This window comes from Pseudomonas sp. NBRC 111127 (genome assembly GCF_001320345.1).
GTDB classification, from domain to species: domain Bacteria; phylum Pseudomonadota; class Gammaproteobacteria; order Pseudomonadales; family Pseudomonadaceae; genus Aquipseudomonas; species Aquipseudomonas juntendi.
Map to the genome: position 1 here is coordinate 35348 of NZ_BCBD01000010.1, position 24707 is coordinate 60054.

General features: G+C 62.5%; 20 protein-coding genes. 3 read left to right on the forward strand and 17 right to left on the reverse strand.

Annotated features, from left to right (window positions below; all coding sequences use genetic code 11):
- Positions 1 to 42: 42 nt before the first annotated feature.
- The 17 genes from APH30_RS03655 to rpsB form a co-directional block, all read right to left on the reverse strand.
- Positions 43 to 990: an acetyl-CoA carboxylase carboxyltransferase subunit alpha gene (locus tag APH30_RS03655; RefSeq protein WP_009686937.1), complete on the reverse strand. Its 948-nt coding sequence runs from the start codon at positions 988 to 990 to the stop codon at positions 43 to 45.
- Between the two features lie 106 nt (positions 991 to 1096).
- On the reverse strand, positions 1097 to 4621 hold the full coding sequence (gene dnaE, locus APH30_RS03660) for a DNA polymerase III subunit alpha (protein WP_009686938.1): 3525 nt from the start codon (positions 4619 to 4621) through the stop codon (positions 1097 to 1099).
- Between the two features lie 177 nt (positions 4622 to 4798).
- Positions 4799 to 5422 (reverse strand): ribonuclease HII, encoded by a 624-nt coding sequence (gene rnhB / locus APH30_RS03665; RefSeq protein WP_029886977.1) that lies wholly within the window; start codon positions 5420 to 5422, stop codon positions 4799 to 4801.
- Position 5423: 1 nt separating this feature from the next.
- Complete coding sequence (gene lpxB, locus APH30_RS03670) at positions 5424 to 6551, reverse strand: lipid-A-disaccharide synthase (RefSeq protein ID WP_054911710.1); 1128 nt, start codon at positions 6549 to 6551, stop codon at positions 5424 to 5426.
- Between the two features lies 1 nt (position 6552).
- Positions 6553 to 7329, reverse strand: a complete 777-nt coding sequence (gene lpxA, locus APH30_RS03675) for an acyl-ACP--UDP-N-acetylglucosamine O-acyltransferase (protein ID WP_009686941.1) — start codon at positions 7327 to 7329, stop codon at positions 6553 to 6555.
- A complete protein-coding gene (gene fabZ / locus APH30_RS03680) occupies positions 7326 to 7766 on the reverse strand; it encodes a 3-hydroxyacyl-ACP dehydratase FabZ (protein ID WP_004375427.1) in 441 nt (146 codons plus the stop codon). The genes lpxA and fabZ overlap by 4 nt, the downstream gene beginning before the upstream one ends.
- 114 nt (positions 7767 to 7880) lie before the next feature.
- Positions 7881 to 8936, reverse strand: a complete 1056-nt coding sequence (lpxD, locus tag APH30_RS03685) for a UDP-3-O-(3-hydroxymyristoyl)glucosamine N-acyltransferase (RefSeq protein WP_029886979.1) — start codon at positions 8934 to 8936, stop codon at positions 7881 to 7883.
- 1 nt (position 8937) lies between these two features.
- Complete coding sequence (locus APH30_RS03690) at positions 8938 to 9441, reverse strand: OmpH family outer membrane protein (protein ID WP_003252311.1); 504 nt, start codon at positions 9439 to 9441, stop codon at positions 8938 to 8940.
- Positions 9442 to 9485: 44 nt separating this feature from the next.
- Complete coding sequence (gene bamA, locus APH30_RS03695; protein WP_054911711.1) at positions 9486 to 11846, reverse strand: outer membrane protein assembly factor BamA; 2361 nt, start codon at positions 11844 to 11846, stop codon at positions 9486 to 9488.
- 73 nt (positions 11847 to 11919) lie between these two features.
- Positions 11920 to 13266 (reverse strand): RIP metalloprotease RseP, encoded by a 1347-nt coding sequence (gene rseP, locus APH30_RS03700; protein ID WP_054911712.1) that lies wholly within the window; start codon positions 13264 to 13266, stop codon positions 11920 to 11922.
- 71 nt (positions 13267 to 13337) lie between these two features.
- Entirely contained in the window at positions 13338 to 14528 is a 1191-nt protein-coding gene (gene ispC / locus APH30_RS03705; RefSeq protein WP_029886982.1) for a 1-deoxy-D-xylulose-5-phosphate reductoisomerase, read from the reverse strand.
- A complete protein-coding gene (locus APH30_RS03710) occupies positions 14525 to 15340 on the reverse strand; it encodes a phosphatidate cytidylyltransferase (protein WP_054911713.1) in 816 nt (271 codons plus the stop codon). Before APH30_RS03710 ends, ispC begins: the two co-directional genes overlap by 4 nt.
- Positions 15340 to 16095, reverse strand: coding sequence for a polyprenyl diphosphate synthase (uppS, locus tag APH30_RS03715; protein WP_009686947.1), 756 nt, complete (start codon positions 16093 to 16095; stop codon positions 15340 to 15342). The genes APH30_RS03710 and uppS overlap by 1 nt, the downstream gene beginning before the upstream one ends.
- Positions 16096 to 16110: 15 nt before the next feature.
- Complete coding sequence (gene frr / locus APH30_RS03720) at positions 16111 to 16668, reverse strand: ribosome recycling factor (RefSeq protein ID WP_054911714.1); 558 nt, start codon at positions 16666 to 16668, stop codon at positions 16111 to 16113.
- Positions 16665 to 17408, reverse strand: a complete 744-nt coding sequence (pyrH, locus tag APH30_RS03725) for a UMP kinase (RefSeq protein WP_009686950.1) — start codon at positions 17406 to 17408, stop codon at positions 16665 to 16667. The genes frr and pyrH overlap by 4 nt, the downstream gene beginning before the upstream one ends.
- A 178-nt stretch (positions 17409 to 17586) precedes the next feature.
- On the reverse strand, positions 17587 to 18450 hold the full coding sequence (tsf, locus tag APH30_RS03730; protein WP_009686951.1) for a translation elongation factor Ts: 864 nt from the start codon (positions 18448 to 18450) through the stop codon (positions 17587 to 17589).
- A 185-nt stretch (positions 18451 to 18635) separates the two neighbouring features.
- Entirely contained in the window at positions 18636 to 19373 is a 738-nt protein-coding gene (gene rpsB, locus APH30_RS03735) for a 30S ribosomal protein S2 (RefSeq protein WP_003252287.1), read from the reverse strand.
- Positions 19374 to 19712: 339 nt separating this feature from the next.
- Here rpsB and map point away from each other — a divergent pair, with 339 nt between their 5' ends.
- Genes map through dapC form a run of 3 tightly spaced genes read left to right on the forward strand, consistent with a single transcriptional unit; the run spans position 19713 to position 24457 of the window.
- The gene (gene map / locus APH30_RS03740; RefSeq protein WP_009686955.1) at positions 19713 to 20495 is read left to right on the forward strand and encodes a type I methionyl aminopeptidase; all 783 of its coding nucleotides are present in this window, start codon (positions 19713 to 19715) and stop codon (positions 20493 to 20495) included.
- 32 nt (positions 20496 to 20527) lie between these two features.
- Positions 20528 to 23230 (forward strand): [protein-PII] uridylyltransferase, encoded by a 2703-nt coding sequence (locus APH30_RS03745; protein WP_009686956.1) that lies wholly within the window; start codon positions 20528 to 20530, stop codon positions 23228 to 23230.
- Positions 23231 to 23260: 30 nt separating this feature from the next.
- Complete coding sequence (gene dapC, locus APH30_RS03750) at positions 23261 to 24457, forward strand: succinyldiaminopimelate transaminase (RefSeq protein WP_054911715.1); 1197 nt, start codon at positions 23261 to 23263, stop codon at positions 24455 to 24457.
- The last annotated feature ends 250 nt before the right edge of the window (positions 24458 to 24707 follow it).

A 24707-nucleotide genomic window follows, 5' to 3' on the forward strand; every position in this document is an offset into this window, starting at 1 on the left:
GGCGAATGGGGCGCAAAGCGGCCCCCGGATCACATCACGGAATCAGAGCCCGTAGCTCATCAGGCGCTCGTAACGACGCGCCAGCAGCGCGTCATTGTCGAACTTGCCGAGCATGTCCAGCTGCTGCACCAAGTCAGCGCGGATGCTTTCCGACATCGCAGCCGGGTCACGATGGGCGCCGCCCAGCGGCTCCTGGATGACCTTGTCGACGATGTTCAGGCTCTTCAGACGCTCGGCGGTAATGCCCATGGCTTCGGCAGCATCGGCAGCCTTGTCGGCGGTCTTCCACAGGATCGAAGCGCAACCTTCTGGCGAGATCACCGAGTAGGTGGAGTACTGCAGCATGTTGAGCTGGTCGCAGACACCAATGGCCAGTGCACCGCCCGACCCACCTTCACCGATCACGGTGGCGATGATCGGGGTTTTCAGGCGCGCCATCACCCGCAGGTTCCAGGCGATGGCTTCGCTCTGGTTGCGCTCTTCGGCGTCGATGCCCGGGTAGGCACCCGGGGTGTCGATGAAGGTCAGGATCGGCATCTTGAAGCGCTCGGCCATTTCCATCAGGCGGCAGGCCTTGCGGTAACCTTCAGGGCGCGGCATACCGAAGTTGCGGCGCACCTTTTCGCGCACTTCGCGACCTTTCTGATGGCCGATGACCATGACCGGCTTGCCATCCAGGCGCGCAGTGCCGCCGACGATGGCAGCGTCATCGGAGAAGTGGCGATCGCCGTGCAGCTCTTCGAACTCGGTGAAGATGTGCTCCAGGTAGTCCAGGGTGTAGGGACGACGTGGGTGACGCGCCAGGCGTGCAATCTGCCAGCTGGTCAGGTTGCCGAAGATGCTTTCGGTCAGGGTGTTGCTCTTGTCTTGCAGACGGGCAATTTCATCGCTGATGTTCAGCGAATTGTCGTTACCCACCAGGCGCAGGCCTTCGATCTTGGCTTGCAGGTCGGCAATCGGCTGTTCGAAATCGAGAAAATTCGGGTTCATAGTCATCCGTCTTGGGTCTACGGCCAGGCGGCCGGCCGGTTGATCCGTTTGGCGCCATACCTTAAGGGATCAGGCGCATTCAGGTCGAGATTAAATTTTTGTCGGTTCAACGATATTGCAGGAAGACGTTCTCACGTCCGAACTGGTCACGCAGTGCCTGAATCAGCCCATCGGCAGGGTCGATCGCCCACTGCTCGCCAAACTGCAACATGGCCTTGGCGTCACTGCCGGTGTACTCCAGCGTGATCGGGCAGGCACCGCGGTGGCGGGTGATCAGTTCGCCCAGCCATTTCAGCCGGTCGCCCTTCAAGGCTTCGTGCGCCACCTTCAGGCGCAGGCTTTCGGCCAGCTTGGTGCGCGCGTCTTCCATGGTCATGACCTGCTTGACCCGCAGGCGCAAGCCACCGGAGAAGTCGTCATTGCTGACCTCCCCTTCGACCACCACCATGGCGTCGGCCTGCAGCAACGACTGCGCCGCGATATAGGCGTCGGCGAACAGCGAGGCCTCGATCCGCCCGGAGCGGTCATCCAGGGTGACGAAGCCCATCTTGTCACCCTTCTTGTTCTTCATCACCCGCAGCGCAATGATCATGCCGGCGATGGTCTGGGTTTCACGCGACGGTTTGAGGTCGATGATGCGCTGGCGGGCGAAGCGGCGAATCTCGGTTTCGTACTCGTCGATCGGGTGGCCGGTCAGGTACAGCCCCAAGGTGTCCTTTTCGCCTTTCAGGCGTTCCTTCAGGGTCAGCTCGCGCACCTTGCGGTGGTTGGCGTAAACATCGACATCCGCCGCGTCGAACATGCCCCCGAACAAGTCGACATGGCCACTGTCCGCGGTATGCGCGGCCTGCTCGGCGGCCTTGATGGCCTCACCCAGTGCCGAAAGCAAGGTCGCCCGGTTGATGTCGATGTGGGCATGGTAGGCCTTGATTTCGTCATGGAAATGCGGGCCCAACCGGTCCAGCGCGCCACTGCGCACCAGCGCATCGAGGGTGCGCTTGTTGACCCGTTTGAGGTCGATGCGCTCACAGAAGTCGAACAGGTCCTTGAACGGCCCGCCCTGGGCACGGGCTTCGACGATGGCCTCTACCGGGCCTTCGCCGACGCCCTTGATGGCGCCCAGGCCGTAGACGATACGGCCGTCGTCGTTCACGGTGAACTTGAAATCGGAGAAGTTCACGTCCGGCGCATCCAGGCGCAGCTTCATGCTGCGCACCTCCTCCACCAGCACCACCACCTTGTCGGTGTTGTGCATGTCCGCCGACAGCACCGCCGCCATGAACGGTGCCGGGTAGTGGGTTTTCAGCCAGGCAGTCTGGTACGACACCAGGCCGTAGGCCGCGGAGTGGGATTTGTTGAAGCCGTAACCGGCGAACTTCTCTACCAGGTCGAAGATGTTGCCTGCCAGGTCCGCATCGATATTGTTGGCCACGCAACCTTCGATGAAACCACCGCGCTGCTTGGCCATTTCCTCGGGCTTTTTCTTGCCCATGGCCCGGCGCAGCATGTCGGCGCCGCCGAGGGTGTAGCCGGCCATCACCTGGGCAATCTGCATCACCTGTTCCTGGTACAGGATGATGCCGTAGGTGGGGGCCAGCACCGGCTTGAGGCCTTCGTACTGGTAGTCGGAGTGCGGGTAGGCCAGCTCGGCACGGCCGTGCTTGCGGTTGATGAAGTCGTCCACCATGCCCGACTGCAGCGGGCCGGGGCGGAACAGTGCCACCAGTGCGATGAGGTCTTCCAGGCAGTCGGGCTTGAGCTTCTTGATCAGCTCCTTCATGCCACGCGATTCAAGCTGGAATACCGCCGTGGTTTCTGCCTTCTGCAACAGCTCGTAGGTTTTGCGGTCGTCCAGCGGGATGAAGTCGATATTCACGTCGGGCAGGTTTTTCTTGGCCTGCTCGCGGTTGATGATCTCCATGGCCCACTTGATGATGGTCAGGGTACGCAGGCCGAGGAAGTCGAACTTCACCAGCCCCGCCGCCTCGACGTCATCCTTGTCGAACTGGGTTACCAGGCCGCCGCCTTCTTCGTCACAGGCGATCGGTGAGAAGTCGGTGAGCTTGGTCGGGGCGATCACCACGCCACCGGCGTGCTTGCCGGTACCCCGGGTCACACCTTCGAGCTTCAGCGCCATGTCCCAGATTTCGCGGGCGTCCTCGTCACCCTTGAGGAAGTCACGCAGGATCTCTTCCTGCTCGTAGGCCTTCTCCAGGGTCATGCCCACTTCGAACGGAATCATCTTCGACAGGCGGTCGGCCAGGCCGTAGGACTTGCCCTGAACCCGTGCCACGTCACGCACCACCGCCTTGGCAGCCATGGTGCCGAAGGTGATGATCTGGCTGACCGCGTTGCGGCCATAAGCCTCGGCCACATAGTCGATCACCCGGTCACGGCCATCCATGCAGAAGTCGACGTCGAAGTCGGGCATGGAAATACGTTCAGGGTTGAGGAAGCGCTCGAACAGCAGGTCATAGGCCAGCGGGTCGAGGTCGGTGATCTTCAGCACATAGGCCACCAGCGAACCTGCGCCCGAACCACGGCCAGGGCCTACCGGCACGTCGTTGTTCTTGGCCCACTTGATGAAGTCCATCACGATCAGGAAGTAACCGGGGAAGCCCATCTGGATGATGATGTCCAGTTCGAACTTCAACCGGTCGAGGTAAACCTGGCGCTTCTCTTCGTAATTGGGCGTGGTTTCCTTGGGCCACAGGACCGCCAGGCGCTCTTCCAGGCCTTCGTGGGACACGTGCCGCAGGTAGTCGTCGATGCCCATGCCGTTTGGCGTAGGGAAGTCGGGCAGGAAGTACTTGCCCAACTGCACCTGGATGTTGCAACGCTTGGCGATTTCGACGGTGTTGGCGATGGCATCGGGCAGGTCGCTGAACAGCTCGGCCATTTCCTCGGACGACTTGAGGTACTGCTGGTCGCTGTAGCAACGCGGCCGGCGGGGGTCGTCTAGGGTCCAGCCTTCACCGATGCAAACCCGGGTTTCATGGGCGTCGAAGTCGGACTGCTTGATGAAACGCACGTCGTTGGTGGCCACCAGCGGCGCGCCGAGCCTGTCGGCCAGGGCCACGGCAGCATGCACATATTCCTCGTCGCGGGCGCGGTTGGTGCGCTGCACTTCTACGTAGAAGCGCTCGGGGAACATGCCCATCCAGTCTTGCAGCAGGGCCTGGGCTTCGTCGTCACGGCCGGCCAGCAGGGCCATGCCGATGTCACCTTCCTTGCCGGCCGACAAGGCGATCAGGCCTTCGCTGGCCGGCGCGATCCATTCACGCTGCAGGATCACCAGGCCGTTGCGCTGGCCGTCGGTCCAGCCGCGCGAGATCAGCTCGGTGAGGTTGCGATAGCCTTTGGGGTTCATGGCCAGCAGGCAGATGCGCGACAGCGGCGCTTCCGGGTCGGCGCCGGCCAGCCACAGGTCTGCCCCACAGATCGGTTTGATGCCGGCGCCCATGGCCGTCTTGTAGAACTTCACCAGCGAGCACATGTTGCTCTGGTCGGTGATGGCCACTGCTGGCATGTTCATCCCGGCCAGCGCCTTGGCCAGCGGCTTGATCCGCACCAGGCCGTCAACCAGCGAGAATTCGGAGTGGACGCGCAGGTGAACGAAGGGAACCGACATGGGAGATCCTGTAGCAGTGCTGAACGACAAGGGCGGGATTGTAGCTTAATTGCGCGGGGGTTTTGGGGCTGCGTGTAGGAGCGGGTTTACCCGCGAACCAGGCGACGCGGTGGATGGCACCGGCTGTGCCGGTGTTCGCGGCTAAAGCCGCGCCTACAAGGGGCCCGCCCCATTTGGTCAGACCAGGGAACCGATGACGCCCTCACGCGCGTCCCAGGCGGCCCGCACCGGTGCGAACGAACGCCGATGAATGGGCGTAGGCCCAAGCCGGGCCAAGGCCTCCAGATGTACCGGCGTGGGGTAGCCCTTGTGCCCGCCGATACCGTAACCCGGGTAGATCAGCTCGAACGCGCTCATTTCACGGTCACGGCTGACCTTGGCCAGAATCGAGGCTGCCGCAATCGCCGGGACCTGGCTATCGCCCTTGACCACCGGCGCTGCCGGCACGGCCAGTTTCGGGCAGCGGTTGCCGTCGATCAGCGCAAGCTTCGGTGTAACGTGCAGGCCTTCGACCGCGCGCTGCATGGCCAGCATGGTGGCCTGCAGGATATTGAGCCGGTCGATTTCCTCGACCTCGGCACGGGCGATGCAAAAGCTCAGGGCCTTTTCGCAAATCTCGTCGAACAGGGCCTCGCGCTTGGCTTGCGTGAGTTTTTTCGAATCGTTCAGGCCGAGGATCGGCCGGGTTGGGTCGAGGATCACCGCTGCCGTTACTACCGCACCGCACAGCGGGCCACGGCCCACTTCGTCAACGCCGGCGACCAGGTCTTCGACCAGGTTGAAGTCCAGTCCAAATTGCATGTCAGCGGTCCTTGAGCAGGGCCAGCACCGCCTCGGCCGCCTGATTGGAGGCGTCGCGGCGCAGGGTGCGGTGAATTTCGTCGAAACGTTCGGTCTGCCGGCTCCCATCGCGCAACAACGGTACCAGGGTATTGGCCAACGCCTCGCTGGTGGCAGCGTCCTGCAGCAGTTCAGGTACCAGCTCACGCTGCGCCAACAGGTTGGGCAACGACACATAGGGGCTTTTCACCAGCCGCTTGAGAATCCAGTAGGTCAGCGGCGCCAGGCGGTAAGCCACCACCATCGGCCGCTTGTACAGCATGGCTTCGAGGGTGGCGGTACCCGAGGCGATCAACACCGCGTCGCAGGCGGCCAGGGCCTGGTGCGACTGGCCATCGAGCAGCATCAGCGGCAACTGCCGCCCTTCGAGCATCTGCTCGACCTGCGCGCGCCGCGCCGCGTTGGCACACGGCAGCACGAAGCGCACGCCCGGTACGTGGTGGCACAGGCGCTCGGCAGCATCGAGGAACAACGCCCCCAGGCGGCCAACCTCGCCGCCACGGCTGCCCGGCATCAGGGCCACCACCGGGCCCTCGCCCAGGCCCAGGGCGGCACGCGCAGCTGTGCGGTCGGCTTGCAGCGGGATGGTGTCGGCCAGCGGGTGGCCGACAAAGCGCACCGGCACGCCCTGCTCTTCATAGAACCGCGCCTCGAACGGCAGCAGGGTCAGCATCAGGTCGCAGCCTTCGCGGATCTTCAGCACCCGCTTCTGCCGCCAGGCCCAGACCGACGGGCTGACGTAGTGCACGGTCTTGATCCCGGCCTGCCGCAGTTTCAGCTCGATGTTAAGGGTAAAGTCAGGCGCATCGATACCGATGAACACATCCGGCTTTTCATCGATCAGTGTCTGGATCAGCAGTTTGCGCCGCTTGAGCAGCTCGCGCAGGCGCCCCAGCACCTCCACCAGGCCCATGACCGCCAGGCGTTCCATCGGGAAATAGGATTGCAGGCCTTCGGCTTCCATCAAGGGGCCGCCCACCCCGATAAAGCATATGTCGGGGTGGCGCTCCCTGAGGGCACGCATCAGGCCTGAACCCAGAATGTCGCCGCTGGCCTCACCGGCCACCAGCGCTACGCAAAGCCGGGCCATGTCAGCGGGTGATGCCGCGAGCGGAGTTCACGATCGACTGGCGGAACAGCTCGACCTCAGGGTGCAGCGCAGCAGGCTCGGCCAGTTCCTTGAGTGCGTCTTCGACGGTAAGGCCCTGACGATAGACAATTTTGTAGCAGCGGCGCAGCACGTGGATCACTTCGGCGCTGAACCCGCGCCGGCGCATGCCCTCGAAGTTCATGCTGCGGGCTTCGGCCGGGCTACCGAACACGGTCACGAAGGCCGGCACGTCCTTGCCGATCGCCGTACCCATGCCGGAAAACGCGTGGGCACCGATATGGCAGTACTGGTGCACCAGGGTGTAGCCGGACAGGATCGCCCAGTCGCCCACATGCACATGCCCGGCAAGGGCCGTGTTGTTGACCAGAATGCAGTGATTACCGATGACGCTGTCGTGGCCGATGTGGGCATAGGCCATGATCAGGTTGTGGTCACCCAGGGTGGTTTCGGCACGGTCCTGAATGGTCCCACGGTGAATGGTCACCCCTTCGCGGATCACGTTGTGGTCGCCAATCACCAGGCGCGTCGGCTCACCCTTGTACTTGAGGTCCGGGGTGTCTTCGCCAATCGACGAAAACTGAAAGATACGGTTGTGCTTGCCGATGCGGGTCGGCCCCTTCAACACAACATGCGGGCCGATAACGGTGCCCTCCCCGACCTCGACATCGGGGCCCACGATCGACCAAGGGCCCACCTCGACACCGTCGGCGAGCTTGGCCGAGGGATCGATGATGGCCCGAGGATCAATCGAATTCATAGGGAGCGTTCCGCGCAGGTGATTTCTGCCGAGCACACCGGCTTGCCGTCGACCAGGGCGCGGCATTCGAACTTCCAGATCATGCTCTTGCGGCTGAGGAACTTGGCTTCCAGCACCAACTGGTCACCCGGCAGCACCGGCTGGCGGAAACGCAGCTTGTCGGAGCCGACGAAGTAATACAGGGTGCCATCGGCAGGCTTGGCATCGAGCATCTTGAAACCCAGGATACCGGCCGCCTGGGCCATGGCTTCGATGATCAGGACGCCCGGCATGATCGGGTGCGCCGGGAAGTGGCCATTGAAGAACGGCTCGTTGATGCTGACATTCTTGTAGGCACGAATGCTCTGGGCCTCGTAGTCCAGCTCCGTCACGCGGTCCACCAGCAGGAACGGGTAACGGTGAGGCAGGTATTCGCGAATCTCGTTGATGTCCATCATTTCGGGGGGGAAGCCTGTAATAAGAATAGGGAGCGCAGGTGCTGACCGCACGCTCCTTTTGCAATCCAAAGAGGAGCCAGCTAGCGACTGTTCACTCTTGCTCAGGGAATGGTATCAGCCTTCTGATGCCGGCTGGCCACCTGAGGTCACGGTATCGACGCGTTTTTCCAGCTGCTGGAGGCGCTTGGCCATATCGTCCAGGTGGCGGATACGCGCGGCGCTCTTGCGCCAGTCAGCCAATGGCTGCATGGCAGTACCGGAAGAATAGGAGCCCGGCTCGGTGATCGAGCGGGTAACCATGGTCATTCCGGAAATGAATACGTTATCGCAAACATCAATGTGCCCCACCAGCCCCACGCCACCCGCCAGCATGCAGTGCTTGCCAATGCGCGTGCTGCCGGAAATACCGACACACGCAGCCATGGCGGTGTGGTCGCCGATCTGCACGTTGTGGGCGATCTGGATCTGGTTATCCAGCTTGACCCCATCGCCGATGCGCGTGTCCGACAGCGCGCCACGGTCGACCGCCGTGTTCACGCCGATTTCCACATCATCGCCGATGGTAACGCCGCCAATCTGGGCGATCTTGCGCCAGATGCCCTTCTCGTTGGCGAAGCCAAAGCCCTCGCCGCCGATCACCGCACCCGACTGAATGACCACGCGCTTGCCGATGGTGACGTCGTGATACAACGTGACCCTCGGTGCCAGCCAGCCGCCTTCACCCACCACGCAACGGGCACCAATGAAGCAATGTGCACCAATGCTCACGTTGGCGCCGATACGGGCGCCACTTTCGATGACCGCGAACGGCCCGATGCTGGCGCTGGCATCTACCTGGGCATCCTCGGCCACCACGGCGCTGGGATGGATTCCCGCCACAGCCTTGGGTTTCGGATCGAACAGGTGGGAAATCCGCGCATAAGCCAGGTACGGGTCGGCCACAACCAGGGCATTGCCGGCAAAGCTTTCGGCGTCCGCGGCCTTGAGCAGCACCGCGCCGGCCTGGCAGTTATCCAGGTACTTGCGGTACTGCGGGTTGGCCAGGAAAGTCAACTGCCCGGGGCCAGCCTCTTGCAAGGTGGCCAGCCCGGTAATCTGCAGCGCCTCGGGCCCCTTCAGGGTGGCACCGAGGGCCTCGGCCAGCTGGCCTAGCGTCATGGTCACACTCATATCAACGGGCTTGGTTCATGCGCTCGATGACCTGGCGGGTGATGTCGTACTGAGGTTTGACATCGATGACCGCGCCACGCTCGAGAACCAGGTCGTAACCGCCTTTCTTGATCACTTCCTCGACAGCGCCATCCAGCTTCGGCTTCAGCTGCTTGAGCATGTCACGGTCGGCAACGGCCTTGGCTTCGTTCAGCTCCTTGGACTGGAACTGGAAGTCGCGGGCTTTTTGCTTGAACTCGAGCTCCAGGCGCTCACGCTCCTGCTGCTGCATCTTGTCGCCGCCCTTGATCAAGCGGTCCTGGATACCCTTGGCGCTGCTTTCCAGGCTTTTCAGCTTGGTCAGTTGCGGGCCGAATTTCTTCTCGGCATCCACCGCGTACTTCTTGGCGGCGTCCGATTCCAGCAGGGCCATCTGATAGTTCAGCACGGCAACCTTCATTTCGGCGAAAGCCGGGGTGGCGACCAGCGCCGCGGCCACTACGGCCAGTTGAGCCAATTTACGCACGATGCACTCCTGGATAAACCGTTGTCGTTAAGCAAGGGCCGACCTTAGAAGGTCTGGCCCAGAGAGAATTGGAACACCTGGGTATCGGCATCGTCCGGCTTCTTGACCGGCATTGCCAGGCTGAAGCTCAGCGGGCCCAGTGCAGTAATCCAGGTCACGCCCAGGCCGACCGAACTGGCCATGCCCGAGAAACCGACCTTCTCGCAATCAGGCTTGTTGCCGCAATTGGTGTCGAACACGTTACCCACATCCCAGAATACGGAGGTGCGCAGCGAACGCTGGTCCTTGACGAACGGCAGTGGGAACAGGAGCTCGACGCCACCTTGTACGAGGACGTTACCGCCGAACGGTAGTGGATCCTTGTCCGGATCCTCAATAGTCCCCGGTTTACCGCCATTGTTCTCACCGCGGCTTGGGGTACTGCGTGGGCCCAGGCTGCTGTCTTTGAAGCCGCGGACGGAGTTGAAGCCACCCGCGAAGTAGTTCTCGTAGAATGGCAGGCCGGAGGTGCTGCCATAACCATCACCATAGCCCAGCTCGGTGTGCAGGCGCAGGGTGTAGTCGTTGGTGATCGGCTGGAACAGCTGGCCACGGTAGTCGAGCTTGAAGAACGACAGGTCGCTGCCCGGAATGGTCGATTCCAGGGTCAGGCTTTGCGAGTGACCACGGGTCGCCAGCACACCTTTGTTCAAGGTCGATTCGGACCAGCCGATCGATGCCTTGAAGTTGAGGAAGTTGTCGCCTTCCTGGTCGAGGAAGTCGAAGATCTCGTCAACGGTGTACTTGCCGGTCTTGATCTTGTCCTGCTGCACGCTCAGGCCGTAGGTCAGGCGCGAAGTTTCGCTGATCGGGTAGCCCAGGCTCACACCTGCACCGAGGCTGTCCACCGCATAGCTGGCCACGTCGACATCGAGGTCATCGTAGTTGGTGCTGCGGTAGAAGGCGTTGTAGCCCAGGCTCACGCCGTCGGCAGTGAAGTAGGGATCCACGAAGCCAAAGTTGTAGCGGGTCTGGTATTCCGAACGGGTCAAGCCGATGGACACCTTGTTACCGGTGCCGAGGAAGTTGCTCTGGCTGATCGAACCACCCAGGATCAGGCCCGCGCTCTGGGCGAAACCGACGCTGGCGGTGATCGAACCGGAGGCTTGCTCCTCTACGCTGTAGTTGACATCGACCTGGTCATCGGTGCCCGGCACCGGTGGGGTCTCGACGTTGACTTCCTTGAAGAAGCCCAGGCGCTCGAGGCGGGTCTTGGACTGGTCGATCAGGTAGGTCGACGCCCACCCGCCTTCCATCTGGCGCATTTCACGACGCAGCACTTCGTCTTCGGTCTTGGTGTTACCGCGGTAGTTGATGCGGTTGACGTAGGCACGCTTGCCCGGGTCGACCACGAACATGATGTCTACCGTGTGGTCCTGTTCGTTCGGCTGTGGCACGCCGTTGACGTTGGCGAAGGTGTAGCCCTCGTTGCCCAGGCGGCGGGTGATCAGCTCGGACGTGGTGGTCATCACCTTGCGCGAGAATACCTGGCCAGGCTGCACCAGCAGCAGCGACTTGACCTGGTCTTCCGGCACCTTGAGGTCACCGGACAGCTTCACGTCGCGAACGGTGTACTTCTCGCCTTCGTTGATGTTGACGGTGATGTAGACGTGCTTCTTGTCTGGCGTGATCGACACCTGGGTCGAGGCGATGTCCATGTTGATGTAGCCGCGGTCCAGGTAGTAGGAACGCAGGCGCTCAAGGTCACCGGACAGCTTTTCGCGGGCGTACTTGTCGTCGTTCTTGAAGAACGACAGCCAGTTGGTGGTTTTCAGCTCGAACAACTGGCCCAGGGTATCGTCGTCGAACACGTTGTTGCCGACGATGTTGATGTGCTGGATGGCCGCGACCGTGCCTTCGTTGATCTTGATCTTCAGTGCCACGCGGTTGCGCGGCTGCGGCACCACCTCGGCGTCGACCTCGGCCGAGTAGCGGCCCTGGGCCACGTACTGGCGCTGCAGTTCGTTACGCACGCCTTCAAGGGTGGCACGCTGGAAGATCTCGCCTTCGGCCAGGCCGGATTGCTTCAGGCCTTTCATCAGGTCATCGGTGCTGATCGCCTTGTTGCCTTCGATCTCGATGCTCGACACCGACGGGCGCTCGACCACGTTGATGATCAGCACATTGCCATCGCGGTTCAACTGGATGTCCTGGAAGAACCCGGTCTTGAACAGGGAACGGGTCGAGTCCACCAGGCGGCGGTCATCAGCCTGGTCACCGACGTTCAGCGGCAAGGCACCGAACACGCTGCCGGCGGATACCCGCTGCAGGCCGTTGACGCGAATATCGGAGATGGTGAAGGACTCGGCGTGAACTTCAGCGATCATCAGTGCGGACATGACCGCAGTTAGCAGCAGACGTTTCATGAAGTCCTTTTATTCCAACTGGCAATAAACAACCCGCCGTGAAAAAACGGCGGGTTCGCAATTGAGCGAAGCTTTATAGTCGACCCAGATCGTTGATCAGGGCGAGCAACATCACCCCTATGACCAAACTGATACCGATCTGGACCCCCCAACCTTGCACCCGATCCGACAGCGGACGACCGCGCGCCCACTCGACCAGATAAAACAGCAAATGCCCCCCATCGAGTACCGGGATGGGCAGCAGGTTAAGAACCCCCAGGCTTATGCTCAGATAGGCGAGGAAATTCAGGAAATCCCCGATGCCGGACTGGGCTGAAGCGCCCGCCACTTTAGCAATGGTTATCGGTCCACTCAAGTTTTTTACCGAGAGCTCCCCGAACAGCATTTTCTTCAGCGATTCGAGGGTAAGGACACTCATGTTCCAGGTGCGCGACAAGCCCTCGCCCACCGCCTCCAGCGGGCCATAGCTGACTTCGCGAAGCATGCTGGCAGGCCATTCGCCACCTTTGACCCCGGCGCCCAGGTACCCGGCAACGGCCTCGCCCTTGTGGGCCAGGACCACCGGCACGTCGAGGGCAGCACCGTCGCGCTCCACGCGGACCTGCACCTTGGCATCCGGCCGGGCACGTACACTGTCGACCACCTGCTGCCATTCGGTCACGGCAACGCCGTCGACCGCCAGCAGCTTGTCACCACTCTTGAGGCCCGCAGCGGCAGCCGGCCCTTTCGGGTCGATCTCGGCCAGCACCGGCGCAATCGCCGGGCGCCATGGGTGCAGCCCAAGGGACTGGATCGGGTCTGGCTCATCGGCGCCCTTCAACCAGCTGTCCAGCTTGACCTGCAACTGGCGCTCGGCACTGGCGCCATCGTCGCGCACGCCAACCTGCAAGGTGCCGCTCTCGCCCAGGCGCCGCACCAGCTGCAGGTTGACCGCCGCCCAACCGCTGGTCGGCTTGCCGTCCACAGAGACGATTTCCTGACCTGCGGCCAGCCCGGCGGACGCCGCCAGGCTACCGGCATCGACGCTACCAATGACCGGGCGAACCTGTTGGGTACCCAGCATCGCCAGCAGCCAGAAGAACACGATTGCCAGCAGGAAGTTGGCGATCGGGCCGGCCGCGACAATGGCGATACGCTGCACTACCGGCTTGCGGTTGAACGACTGGCCGAGCAGCGCCGGCGGCACATCACCTTCGCGCTCGTCGAGCATCTTCACGTAGCCGCCCAGTGGGATAGCCGCCACGACGAACTCGGTGCCATGGCGGTCATGCCAGCGCAGCAGCGGCGTGCCGAAGCCCACCGAAAAACGCAGCACCTTCACGCCACAGCGGCGCGCGACCCAGAAGTGGCCGAATTCATGAAAGGTCACCAGCACCCCCAGGGCCACGAGGGTGCCGATAATCATGTAGAGCGCTGTCATGTCCATCTCCGAATGATATTCAGCGGGGCGGGGCAATACCCTGCCCCCTCACGCACCGTAGCGAGCCTGCATCAGCGGCCGTGGCGGCGCAGCCACTCCCGGGAAAGCTCCCGGGCCCGCTGGTCGGCGGCGAACACCGCGTCCAGGGAAGGCAGGGGCACCACAGGTTCCTGCTCGAGTACCTGTTCGATCATACCCGCGATCTCCGGGAAGCGAATACGCCGTTCGAGAAATGCTTGCACCGCCACTTCGTTGGCGGCATTGAGCACGGCGGGGGCACTGTTGCCGGCTTCGGCAGCCTGCCGCGCGAGGCGCAGGCAAGGGAAGCGTTGTTCGTCGGGCGCCTGGAAATCCAGACGGGCGACGGCGAACAGGTCCAGCGGCGCCACCCCGGAGTCGATCCGCTCGGGCCAGGCCAGGGCGTTGGCGATCGGGGTGCGCATGTCCGGGTTGCCCAGCTGGGCAAGGACCGAGCCATCCACGTAGTCGACCAGCGAGTGGATCACGCTCTGCGGGTGCACCACCACTTCGACCTTGGCCGGCGCAGCATCGAACAGCCAACAGGCTTCGATCAGTTCCAGCCCTTTATTCATCATGCTGGCCGAATCCACGGAGATCTTGCGCCCCATCGACCAGTTAGGGTGCGCACAGGCTTGCTCCGGGGTCACCCCCATCAGCGCTTCGACGGGCGTTTCACGGAACGGGCCACCGGAAGCCGTCAGCAGGATCCGCCGCACCCCCACCGCACTCAGGCCACGGGCATAGTCGCCAGGCATGCACTGGAAGATAGCGTTGTGCTCGCTGTCGATCGGCAGCAGCACGGCGCCATGGCGCCGCACGGCGTCCATGAACAGGGCCCCCGACATCACCAGCGCTTCCTTGTTTGCCAGCAGGACCTTCTTGCCCGCCTCGACAGCTGCCAAGGTGGGCCGCAAGCCGGCAGCCCCGACGATGGCCGCCATCACGGCGTCCACTTCGCTTGCCGATGCCACCTGGCACAGCCCGGCGTCGCCTTCGAGCACCTCGGTTGCACAACCGGCCGCCGCCAGACCTGCACGCAACCGCATGGCCGCTTCACTGCTCGGCACCACGGCGAACGCCGGGCGGTGGCGCACGCACAGGGCCAGTAGTTCGTCCACACGCGAATAGCCACTGAGGGCGAACGCCTGGTAGCGATCAGGGTGCCGGGCAATCACGTCCAGGGTGCTCAGGCCGATGGAGCCGGTGGCACCGAGCACGGTGATACGTTGCGGGCGAGTCACATGACACCCCATTCGGCAGCCCACAACAACACGGCAAAGATCGGGATCGCCGCCGTCAGGCTGTCGATGCGGTCGAGCACACCGCCGTGGCCGGGAAGCAGGTTGCTGCTGTCCTTGATGCCGGAGCGGCGCTTGAACATGCTCTCGGTCAGGTCACCGACCACCGAGGCCATCACCAGCAGCGCAGCACCCAGCAGGCCGAGCAGCACCTGGCCAACGCCCCAGTCGCGGCTTATGCCCACACCGAGGGTGATCAGCAAGCTGACCGCCAGCCCGCCATACACGCCTTCCCAGCTCTTGCCGGGGCTGACCTGCGGGGCCAGCTTGCGCTTGCCGAATGCACGGCCAGAGAAGTACGCGCCGATGTCGGCAGCCCACACCAGCACCATGACAGAGAGAATCAGCCAGTTGCCCAGCGGCCAGTGCTTGAGCAGCACCAACCCCTGCCAGGCGGGCAGCAATACCAGCAGGCCTATCAGCATCCGGCAGGCAGCACTGGCCCACAACTCGCTGCTGCGTGGATAGGTCAGCACCAGCCAGGTCGCCAACCCCCACCAGATCACTGCGGCGCCGAGCACCCAGGGGGCCAGCTCCGGCAGGATGTACAGCAGCATCAGCGCCCCGGCCACCACCAGGGCGTAGGCAATGCGCAGCGGCTGGGCCATCAGGCCGGCCAGGCGCGCCCACTCCCAGGCACCGAGGGTCACTACGAAGCCGATGAACAGGGCAAAATCCCCACCGTTGAGCAGGAAGAAACCACCCAGCGCAATCGGCAGCAGGATCAGCGCGGTAATGATGCGTTGTTTAAGCATTAAGCACGAGCTCCAGCCTCGACCTGCTCGCTGGTCTTACCGAAGCGGCGCTGGCGCGAAGCGAAATCGGCCAGGGCTTTACGCATGGCCTCGTGTTTGAAGTCCGGCCAGTACAGGTCGGAGAAATACAGCTCGGCATATGCCAGCTGCCACAGCAGGAAATTGCTGATGCGATGCTCGCCACCGGTGCGGATACACAGGTCCGGCAACGGCAGCTCACCGGTTGCCAGGCACGTCTGCAGCAGGCCAGGGGTGATGTCGTCCGGGCGCAGGTGCCCGGCTTGCACTTCCCGCGCCAGCCGTTGCGCGGCCTGGGCAATGTCCCACTGGCCGCCGTAGTTGGCAGCGATTTGCAGGATGAAGCGGTTGTTGCCGGCGGTCAGCGCCTCGGCCTCGCGCATGGCAGCCTGCAGCTCCGGGTGGAACCGCGAGCGGTCACCGATGATGCGCAGGCTGATATTGTTTTCGTTGAGGCGCTTGGCCTCACGGCGCAGGGCCGAGAAGAACAGTTCCATCAGCGCACCGACTTCTTCGGCCGGGCGCTGCCAGTTTTCACTGGAGAAGGCGAACAGGGTCAGCACCTCGACCCCGGACTGGGCACAGACTTCGATGACCGCGCGAACGGCGTCGACACCCGCCTTGTGCCCGGCCACGCCGGGCAGCAGGCGTTTTTTTGCCCAGCGGTTGTTGCCGTCCATGATGATCGCGACATGACGCGGCACCGAGGACGGCACCGCTGGCTTGGTCTTTTCCATTAAAAAACCCCGGCCTCAGACGGCCATCAGGTCCTTTTCCTTGGCCTTGAAGGCAGCATCGACCTCGGCAACGAACTTGTCGGTCAGCTTCTGGATGTCATCAGCGGCGCGACGCTCTTCGTCTTCGCTGATTTCCTTGTCCTTGGTCAGCTTCTTCAGGTCGGCCAGGGCGTCGCGGCGCACGTTGCGCACGGCTACCTTGGCGTCTTCGGCAACAGCGCTGGCCTGCTTGGTATAGCCCTTGCGGGTTTCTTCGGTCAGGGCCGGCATCGGCACGCGAATGGTGGTACCGGCGCTGGACGGGTTCAGGCCCAGGTCAGAGGTGAGGATGGCTTTTTCGATAGCCGCGCTGAGGTTCTTGTCGTGGGCGACGATCTTCAGCGTGCGGGCATCTTCGACGGTGATTGCAGCCACCTGGTTCAGCGGCATCTCGCTGCCCCAGGCAGTAACCTTGACGGTATCCAGGATGCTTGGGTGAGCGCGACCCGTACGGATCGCCGCCAGGTTGCGAGCCAGGGCCTCGAGGGACTTGGTCATGCGCTCCTGCGCGTCTTTCTTGATGTCGTTGATCATTTCTGGACTTCCTCGATCAGGGTTCCTTCCGCGCCGCCATGCACGATGTTCAGCAAGGCGCCGGGCTTGTTCATGTTGAAGACGCGCAGCGGCATCTTGTGGTCGCGGCACAGGCAGATTGCCGTGAGATCCATTACCCCCAGCTTGCGATCCAGCACTTCATCGTAGGTCAGATGATCGAACTTCTCGGCATGCGGGTCTTTGAATGGATCTGCAGTGTATACACCATCGACCTTGGTTGCCTTCAATACCACGTCGGCATCGATTTCGATGGCGCGCAGGCAAGCGGCAGAGTCGGTGGTGAAGAACGGGTTGCCAGTACCGGCGGCGAAAATCACGACTTCCTTGGCGTTGAGGTGACGCATGGCTTTGCGACGGTCGTAATGATCGGTCACACCCACCATGGAGATCGCCGACATGACGATGGCAGTGATGTTCGCCCGCTCCAGCGCGTCGCGCATGGCCAGGGCATTCATCACGGTGGCCAGCATCCCCATGTGGTCGCCGGTAACACGGTCCATGCCGGCTGCACTGAGCGCCGCGCCACGGAACAGGTTGCCACCACCGATCACCAGGCCTACCTGAACACCGATACCGACCAGTTGGCCGACTTCCAGCGCCATGCGATCCAGGACCTTGGGGTCGATCCCGAACTCTTCCGAGCCCATCAGGGCCTCGCCGCTAAGTTTGAGTAGAATGCGTTTATAGCGAGCCTGATGACCACTGCCCTGCTGAGCCATTGCGAATCTCTCCTGCGGCGTTTGTAAAATTCTGGCGGGGTGCTTGAGCCTGCTTGTAACTGTAACGTGACGCAACGGTTGCGTCCGCGAGCAGCGGTTTCTGTAAACCGCTCCCGCTTTGACAAAGAGGCTGCGCGCGTGAGCGGGCAGCCTCTTTGGGGCGACAGACGGGGCTGTCTTACTGCTTGGCAGCAGCTACCTGAGCGGCAACTTCAGCAGCGAAGTCGTCGACTGGCTTCTCGATGCCCTCGCCTACTTTGAAGTAGGTGAAGGAAACGATTTCAGCACCGGCTTTCTTGGCCAGCTCGCCAACTTTGACTTCCGGGTTCATGACGAAAGCCTGCTCTTTCAGCGAGGCTTCAGCCTTGAACTTGGTGATACGGCCGTTGATCATGTTCTCAACGATGTTCTCTGGCTTGCCGGCGATCTTGTCAGCGTTCAGCTGCAGGAACACGCCCTTCTCACGCTCGATGGCCTCGGCGGAGATTTCCGACGAATCCAGGAACTCAGGGTTCGACGCAGCCACGTGCATGGCGATGTTCTTGGCCAGCTCGACGTCGCCGCCGTTCAGGACAACAACGGCACCGATCTTGTTGCCGTGCAGGTAGGCACCGACAACGTCACCCTCAACGCGCACCAGGCGGCGGATGTTGACGTTCTCGCCGCACTTGGCGACCAGGGCTTCACGAGCAGCTTCACGCGAAGCGATCAGCGGCGCAGCGTCGGTCAGCTTCTGGGCGAAGGCTTCTTCGAGGCTTTCAGCAACGAAGTTCTTGAAGTCGTCTTGCAGGGCCAGGAAGTCGGTCTGCGAGTTCACTTCCAGCAGAACGGCGGATTTACCGTCGGTCTTGACCGCGATAGCGCCTTCAGCAGCGACGTTGCCAGCCTTTTTGGCGGCCTTGATGGCGCCCGAGGCACGCATGTCGTCAATGGCTTTTTCGATGTCGCCGCCGGCCTTTTCCAGGGCCTTTTTGCAATCCATCATGCCTTCGCCGGTACGCTCGCGCAGTTCTTTGACCAGCGCTGCAGTAATTGCTGCCATTTCAAAATCCTCTTGGAAAGTTTTTCAACCATTCCACCCGTTGGTCACGGGCGTTAAATTCTGCAAATCCGCTGCTTGTATTCCAGCAGGCCCATGATGCGGGGCCGATGCTGACAGCAGGATTTCAAGGTGGCAAAAAGGGGGCAGAGCCCCCTTTTCGCGTGCCAAGTAGACGCTAGCGCCTATTACTCAGCAGCAGGTGCAGCCGCTTCTTCAGCGTAGACTTCAGTGCCGCCGGCAACGTTGTTGCGGCCGCGGATGACGGCGTCAGCCATCGAAGTCATGTACAGCTCGATAGCGCGAATGGCGTCATCGTTACCTGGGATGATGTAGTCAACACCTTCCGGGCTGCTGTTGGTATCGACAACGCCGATAACCGGGATACCCAGTTTGTTGGCTTCGGTGATCGCGATGCGCTCGTGATCAACGTCGATAACGAACAGAGCGTCTGGCAGACCACCCATGTCCTTGATGCCGCCCAGGCTGCGATCCAGTTTTTCCAGGTCGCGGGAGCGCATCAGGGCTTCTTTCTTGGTCAGCTTGGCGAAAGTGCCATCTTCGGCCTGGGTTTCCAGGTCGCGCAGACGCTTGATCGAGGCGCGGATGGTTTTGTAGTTGGTCAGCATGCCGCCCAACCAACGGTGGTCAACGTATGGCGAACCGCAACGAGCAGCTTGCTCGGCGACGATCTTGCCGGCGGAACGCTTGGTGCCGACGAACAGGATCTTGTTCTTGCCCTGGGCCAGGCGCTCTACGAACGACAGAGCGTCGTTGAACATTGGCAGGGTTTTTTCCAGGTTGACGATGTGGATCTTGTTACGCGCGCCGAAAATGTACTTGCCCATTTTCGGGTTCCAGTAACGGGTCTGGTGGCCGAAGTGCACACCGGCCTTCAGCATATCGCGCATGTTGACTTGGGACATGATAGTTCCTTGATAAGTCGGGTTGGGCCTCCACGTATCCCAATGACCAACCCGCGAATTCTGCAACTCGGGGCACCCAGGTCATCGTGTCGACACGTGTGTGGGTTAAATGCTGACGGGGTCGTGCCCGAAAGCGGCGCATGTTATACCACAGACCGCGGGCAAACGGAACCCGGTGAAAAAACAGCTGCAAGTGGCAAGCTTCAAGCAAAAGCAGCAGCCGACGCACAATCCGCTTCTTCTTGTAGCTTGCCACTTGCAGCTTGCACCCTGACGCTCTGATAGAATAAGCCCTTTCCCGTTTGTTCGCGCCGTGCACGGCGCCGTAGAGAGCCTGTAATGACCGTTACCATCAAGACCGCAGAAGACATCGAAAAGATGCGCATCGCTGGCCGCCTGGCCGCCGAAGTGCTGGAAATGATCGAGGAACACGTCAAGCCCGGCGTCACCACCGAAGCGCTGGACCGCCTGTGCCACGACTACATCGTCAATGTTCAGCAGGCCATCCCGGCGCCGCTCAACTACAAAGGCTACCCGAAGTCGATCTGCACCTCGATCAACCATGTGGTCTGCCACGGCATCCCCAACGACAAGCCGCTCAAGGACGGTGACACGCTGAACATCGACGTCACCGTGATCAAGGACGGCTACCACGGCGATACCAGCCGCATGTTCCATGTCGGCACCGTGCCGGCATGGGCCGAGCGCCTGTCCAAGGTGACCCAGGAATGCATGTACAAGGCCATTGAACTGGTCAAGCCGGGGTGCCGCCTGGGCGACATCGGTGAAGTGATCCAGAAGCACGCCGAAAAGAACGGCTTCTCGGTGGTGCGTGAATTCTGCGGCCACGGTATCGGCAAGGTGTTCCACGAAGAACCGCAGATCCTCCACTACGGCCGCGCAGGCACGGGCATGGAACTGAAGGAAGGCATGACCTTCACCATCGAACCCATGATCAACCAGGGCAAGGCCGACACCAAGGTGCTGGGCGACGGCTGGACCGCCATCACCAAGGACCGCAAGCTCTCGGCCCAGTGGGAGCACACCCTGGTGGTGACTGCGACCGGCTACGAGATCTTCACCCTGCGCAAGGACGATACGATCCCGCGCACCTCGGCCTGATCCCGGCCAACCCACGACAGGAACGTGACGCGATGCCCCAGGTGGACCCCGAACTGTTCGACCGCGGCCAGTTCCAGGCGGAACTGGCCCTCAAGGCGAGCCCTATCGCCGCTTTCAAGAAAGCCATCCGCCTGGCCGGCGAGGTGCTCGACAAGCGTTTCCGCGCCGGCGGCGACATTCGCCCGCTGATCGAGGCCCGTGCCTGGCTGGTCGATAATATCCTGCAACAGGCCTGGAACCAGTTCGACTGGGGGGACCACAGCGGCATCGCCCTGGTTGCGGTGGGTGGCTACGGGCGCGGTGAATTGCACCCGCATTCGGACATCGACCTGCTGATCCTCCTGGGCGCTGCCGAGCATGAACAGTACCGCGACGCCATCGAACGGTTTCTCACCCTGCTGTGGGACATAGGCCTGGAAGTCGGCCAGAGCGTGCGTACCGTGGACGAGTGTGCCGAACAGGCCCGCGCCGACCTCACGGTGATCACCAACCTGATGGAAAGCCGCACCATCGCCGGCCCGGAGCCGTTGCGCCAACGCATGCTGGACGTGACCAGCACCGCGCACATGTGGCCGAGCAAGGAGTTCTTCCTGGCCAAACGCGCCGAACTCAAGGCCCGCCACCACAAGTACAACGACACCGAGTACAACCTGGAGCCCAACGTCAAAGGGTCCCCTGGCGGCCTGCGCGATATCCAGACCGTACTGTGGGTGGCGCGCCGCCAATACGGCACCTTGAACCTGCTCGCACTGGCTGGCGAAGGCTTCCTGCTGGAAAGCGAGAACGAACTGCTGGCCTCGTCGCAGGACTTTCTATGGAAGGTGCGTTACGCCCTGCACATGCTGGCCGGCCGCGCCGAAGACCGCCTGCTGTTCGACCACCAGCGCAGCCTGGCCGAACTGCTGGGCTACCACGACGAGAACCCCAAGCGGGCGATCGAGCAGTTCATGACCCAGTACTACCGAGTGGTGATGAGCATCAGCCAGCTGTGCGACCTGATCATCCAGCACTTCGAGGAGGTCATCCTCGCCGACGAGGACAGTGGCAGCACCCAGCCGCTGAATGCGCGCTTCCGCCTGCATGACGGCTATATCGAGGCCACCCGGCCGAACGTATTCAAGCGCACGCCGTTCGCCATGCTGGAGATGTTCGTGCTGATGGCCCAGCACCCGGAAATCAAGGGTGTACGCGCCGATACCGTGCGCCTGCTGCGCGAACACCGACACCTGATCGACGACACGTTCCGCACCGACATCCGCAATACCAGCCTGTTCATAGAGCTGTTCAAGTGCGAGATCGGCATACACCGTAATCTGCGCCGGATGAACCGCTACGGCATCCTGGGGCGTTACCTGCCCGAGTTCGGCCTGATCGTCGGGCAGATGCAGCACGACCTGTTCCACATCTATACCGTGGATGCGCACACCCTCAACCTCATCAAGCACCTGCGCAAGCTGCAGTACACACCGGTGTCCGAGAAGTTTCCGCTGGCCAGCAAGCTCATGGGGCGCCTGCCCAAACCCGAGCTGATCTACCTGGCCGGCCTGTACCACGACATCGGCAAGGGCCGCCACGGTGACCACTCGGAGCTCGGTGCGGTAGACGCGCAGAAGTTCTGCGAACGCCACCAACTGCCCGCCTGGGACAGCCGGCTGATCGTCTGGCTGGTGCTCAACCACCTGGTGATGTCTACCACCGCCCAGCGCAAGGACCTGTCCGACCCGCAGGTGATCAACGACTTCGCCCTGCACGTCGGCGACGAAACGCGCCTGGACTACCTGTACGTGCTGACCGTGGCCGATATCAATGCCACCAACCCCAGCTTGTGGAACTCGTGGCGCGCCAGCCTGTTGCGCCAGCTTTACACCGAGACCAAGCGGGCCTTGCGCCGCGGCCTGGAAAACCCGCTGGACCGCGAAGAGCAGATTCGCCAAACCCAGTCTGCCGCCCTGGACATCCTGGTGCGCGAGGGCACCGACCCGGACGACGTCGAACAATTGTGGTCGCAGCTGGGCGATGACTACTTTCTCAAGCACACTGCGGCCGACGTAGCCTGGCACAGTGATGCGATCCTGCAGCAGCCCGCCGATGGCGGCCCGCTGGTGCTGATCAAGGAAACCACCCAGCGCGAGTTCGAGGGTGGCACGCAGATCTTCATCTACGCCCCGGACCAGCACGACTTCTTTGCGGTGACAGTAGCGGCCATGTCGCAGCTGAACCTGAACATTCACGACGCGCGAATCATCACCTCCAGCAGCCAGTTCACCCTCGACACCTACATCGTGCTGGACAACGACGGCGGCTCGATTGGCGACAACCCGCAACGGGTGCGGCAGATTCGCGACGGCCTGAGCGAAGCCTTGCGCAACCCCGAGAACTACCCGACCATCATTCAGCGCCGGGTGCCCCGCCAGCTCAAGCACTTCGACTTCCCGCCACAGGTGACCATCCTCAACGATGCCCAACGGCCGGTGACCATTCTCGAGATCACCGCCCCCGACCGCCCTGGCCTGCTGGCCCGGCTGGGGCGGATTTTCCTGGAATTCGACCTGTCACTGCAGAACGCCAAGATCGCCACCCTCGGCGAACGGGTCGAAGACGTGTTCTTCATCACCGATGCCGACAACCAGCCGCTGTCCGACCCGCAACTGTGCAGCCGCCTGCAGGAAGCTATCGTGCAACAGCTGCAGGCCGGCCAAGGCAGCGACACCAGCCCGAGCCGCCTGACCATTTAACGATTAGACGATTGACGAGACCTTGCGCCGATGAACCATGCCTTGACCCAGCTTCAGCCCTACCCGTTCGAAAAGCTCCGCGCCCTGCTGGGCACCGTGAAGCCTGCGGCGGACAAACGCGCCATCGCCCTGTCGATCGGTGAGCCGAAGCACGAATCGCCGGCGTTCGTCGCCCAGGCCATGGCCGACAACCTCGACAAGCTGGCTGTCTATCCCAGCACCCTCGGCCTGCCGGCGCTGCGCCAGGCTATTGGCCAGTGGTGCGAGCAGCGGTTTGGCGTGCCCGCCGGCTGGCTCGACGCCGACCGTCATATCCTGCCGGTCAATGGCACCCGCGAGGCGCTGTTCGCCTTCACCCAGGCCGTGGTCAACCGCGCCGATGACGGCCTGGTGGTCAGCCCGAACCCGTTCTACCAGATCTATGAAGGCGCAGCCCTGCTGGCCGGCGCCACCCCGCACTACCTGCCGTGCCTGGAAGCCAATGGCTTCAACCCGGACTTCGACGCCGTGCCGGCCGATGTCTGGCAGCGCTGCCAGATCCTGTTCCTGTGCTCGCCGGGCAACCCGACCGGGGCGCTGGTGCCCATGGACACCCTGAAAACGCTGATTGCGCTGGCCGACGAGCATGACTTCGTGATCGCCGCCGATGAGTGCTACAGCGAACTGTACTTCGACGAAGACGCCCCGCCGCCCGGCCTGTTGAGCGCTTGCGCGGAGTTGGGCCGCAGCGACTTCAAACGTTGCGTGGTCTTCCACAGCCTGTCCAAGCGCTCCAACCTGCCGGGCCTGCGCTCGGGCTTCGTTGCCGGCGACGCCGACATCATCAAGCCATTCCTGCTGTACCGTACCTACCACGGCTGCGCCATGCCGGTGCAAACCCAACTGGCGAGCATCGCCGCCTGGCAGGATGAAGCGCATGTGCGCGAAAACCGCGACCAGTACCGCGCCAAATACGATGCCGTGCTGGAGATCCTGCAGCCGGTACTGGACGTACAGCGCCCGGACGGCAGCTTCTACCTGTGGGCCAAGGTGCCTGGCGACGATGCCGAGTTCACCCGTGACCTGTTCGAAGTCCAGCATGTGACGGTGGTGCCGGGGTCTTACCTTTCGCGGGAAGTGGATGGTGTGAACCCGGGGGCCGGGCGTGTCCGCATGGCCTTGGTTGCACCGCTGGCCGAGTGCATCGAAGCTGCCGAGCGCATTCGCGCGTTTCTGCAAAGCCGCTGACAGGATCGGGGGGCGGTTTGTACGCGGTTCCTGTGGGAGCGGGCGTGCCCGCGAACACCGGCGCAGCCGGTGCCAGACACCGCGTCGCCTGCTTCGCGGGCAAGCCCGCTCCCACAACGAATCGCGCAGGCTTTTCAAATTTTGAGAAAGACAGCTGCTCCTGCAAGTACAGCTGCAACTCCAAGCCAACGCAGACCCCCTGTGGGAGCGGGCATGCCCGCGAACACCGGCGCAGCCGGTGCCAGACAGC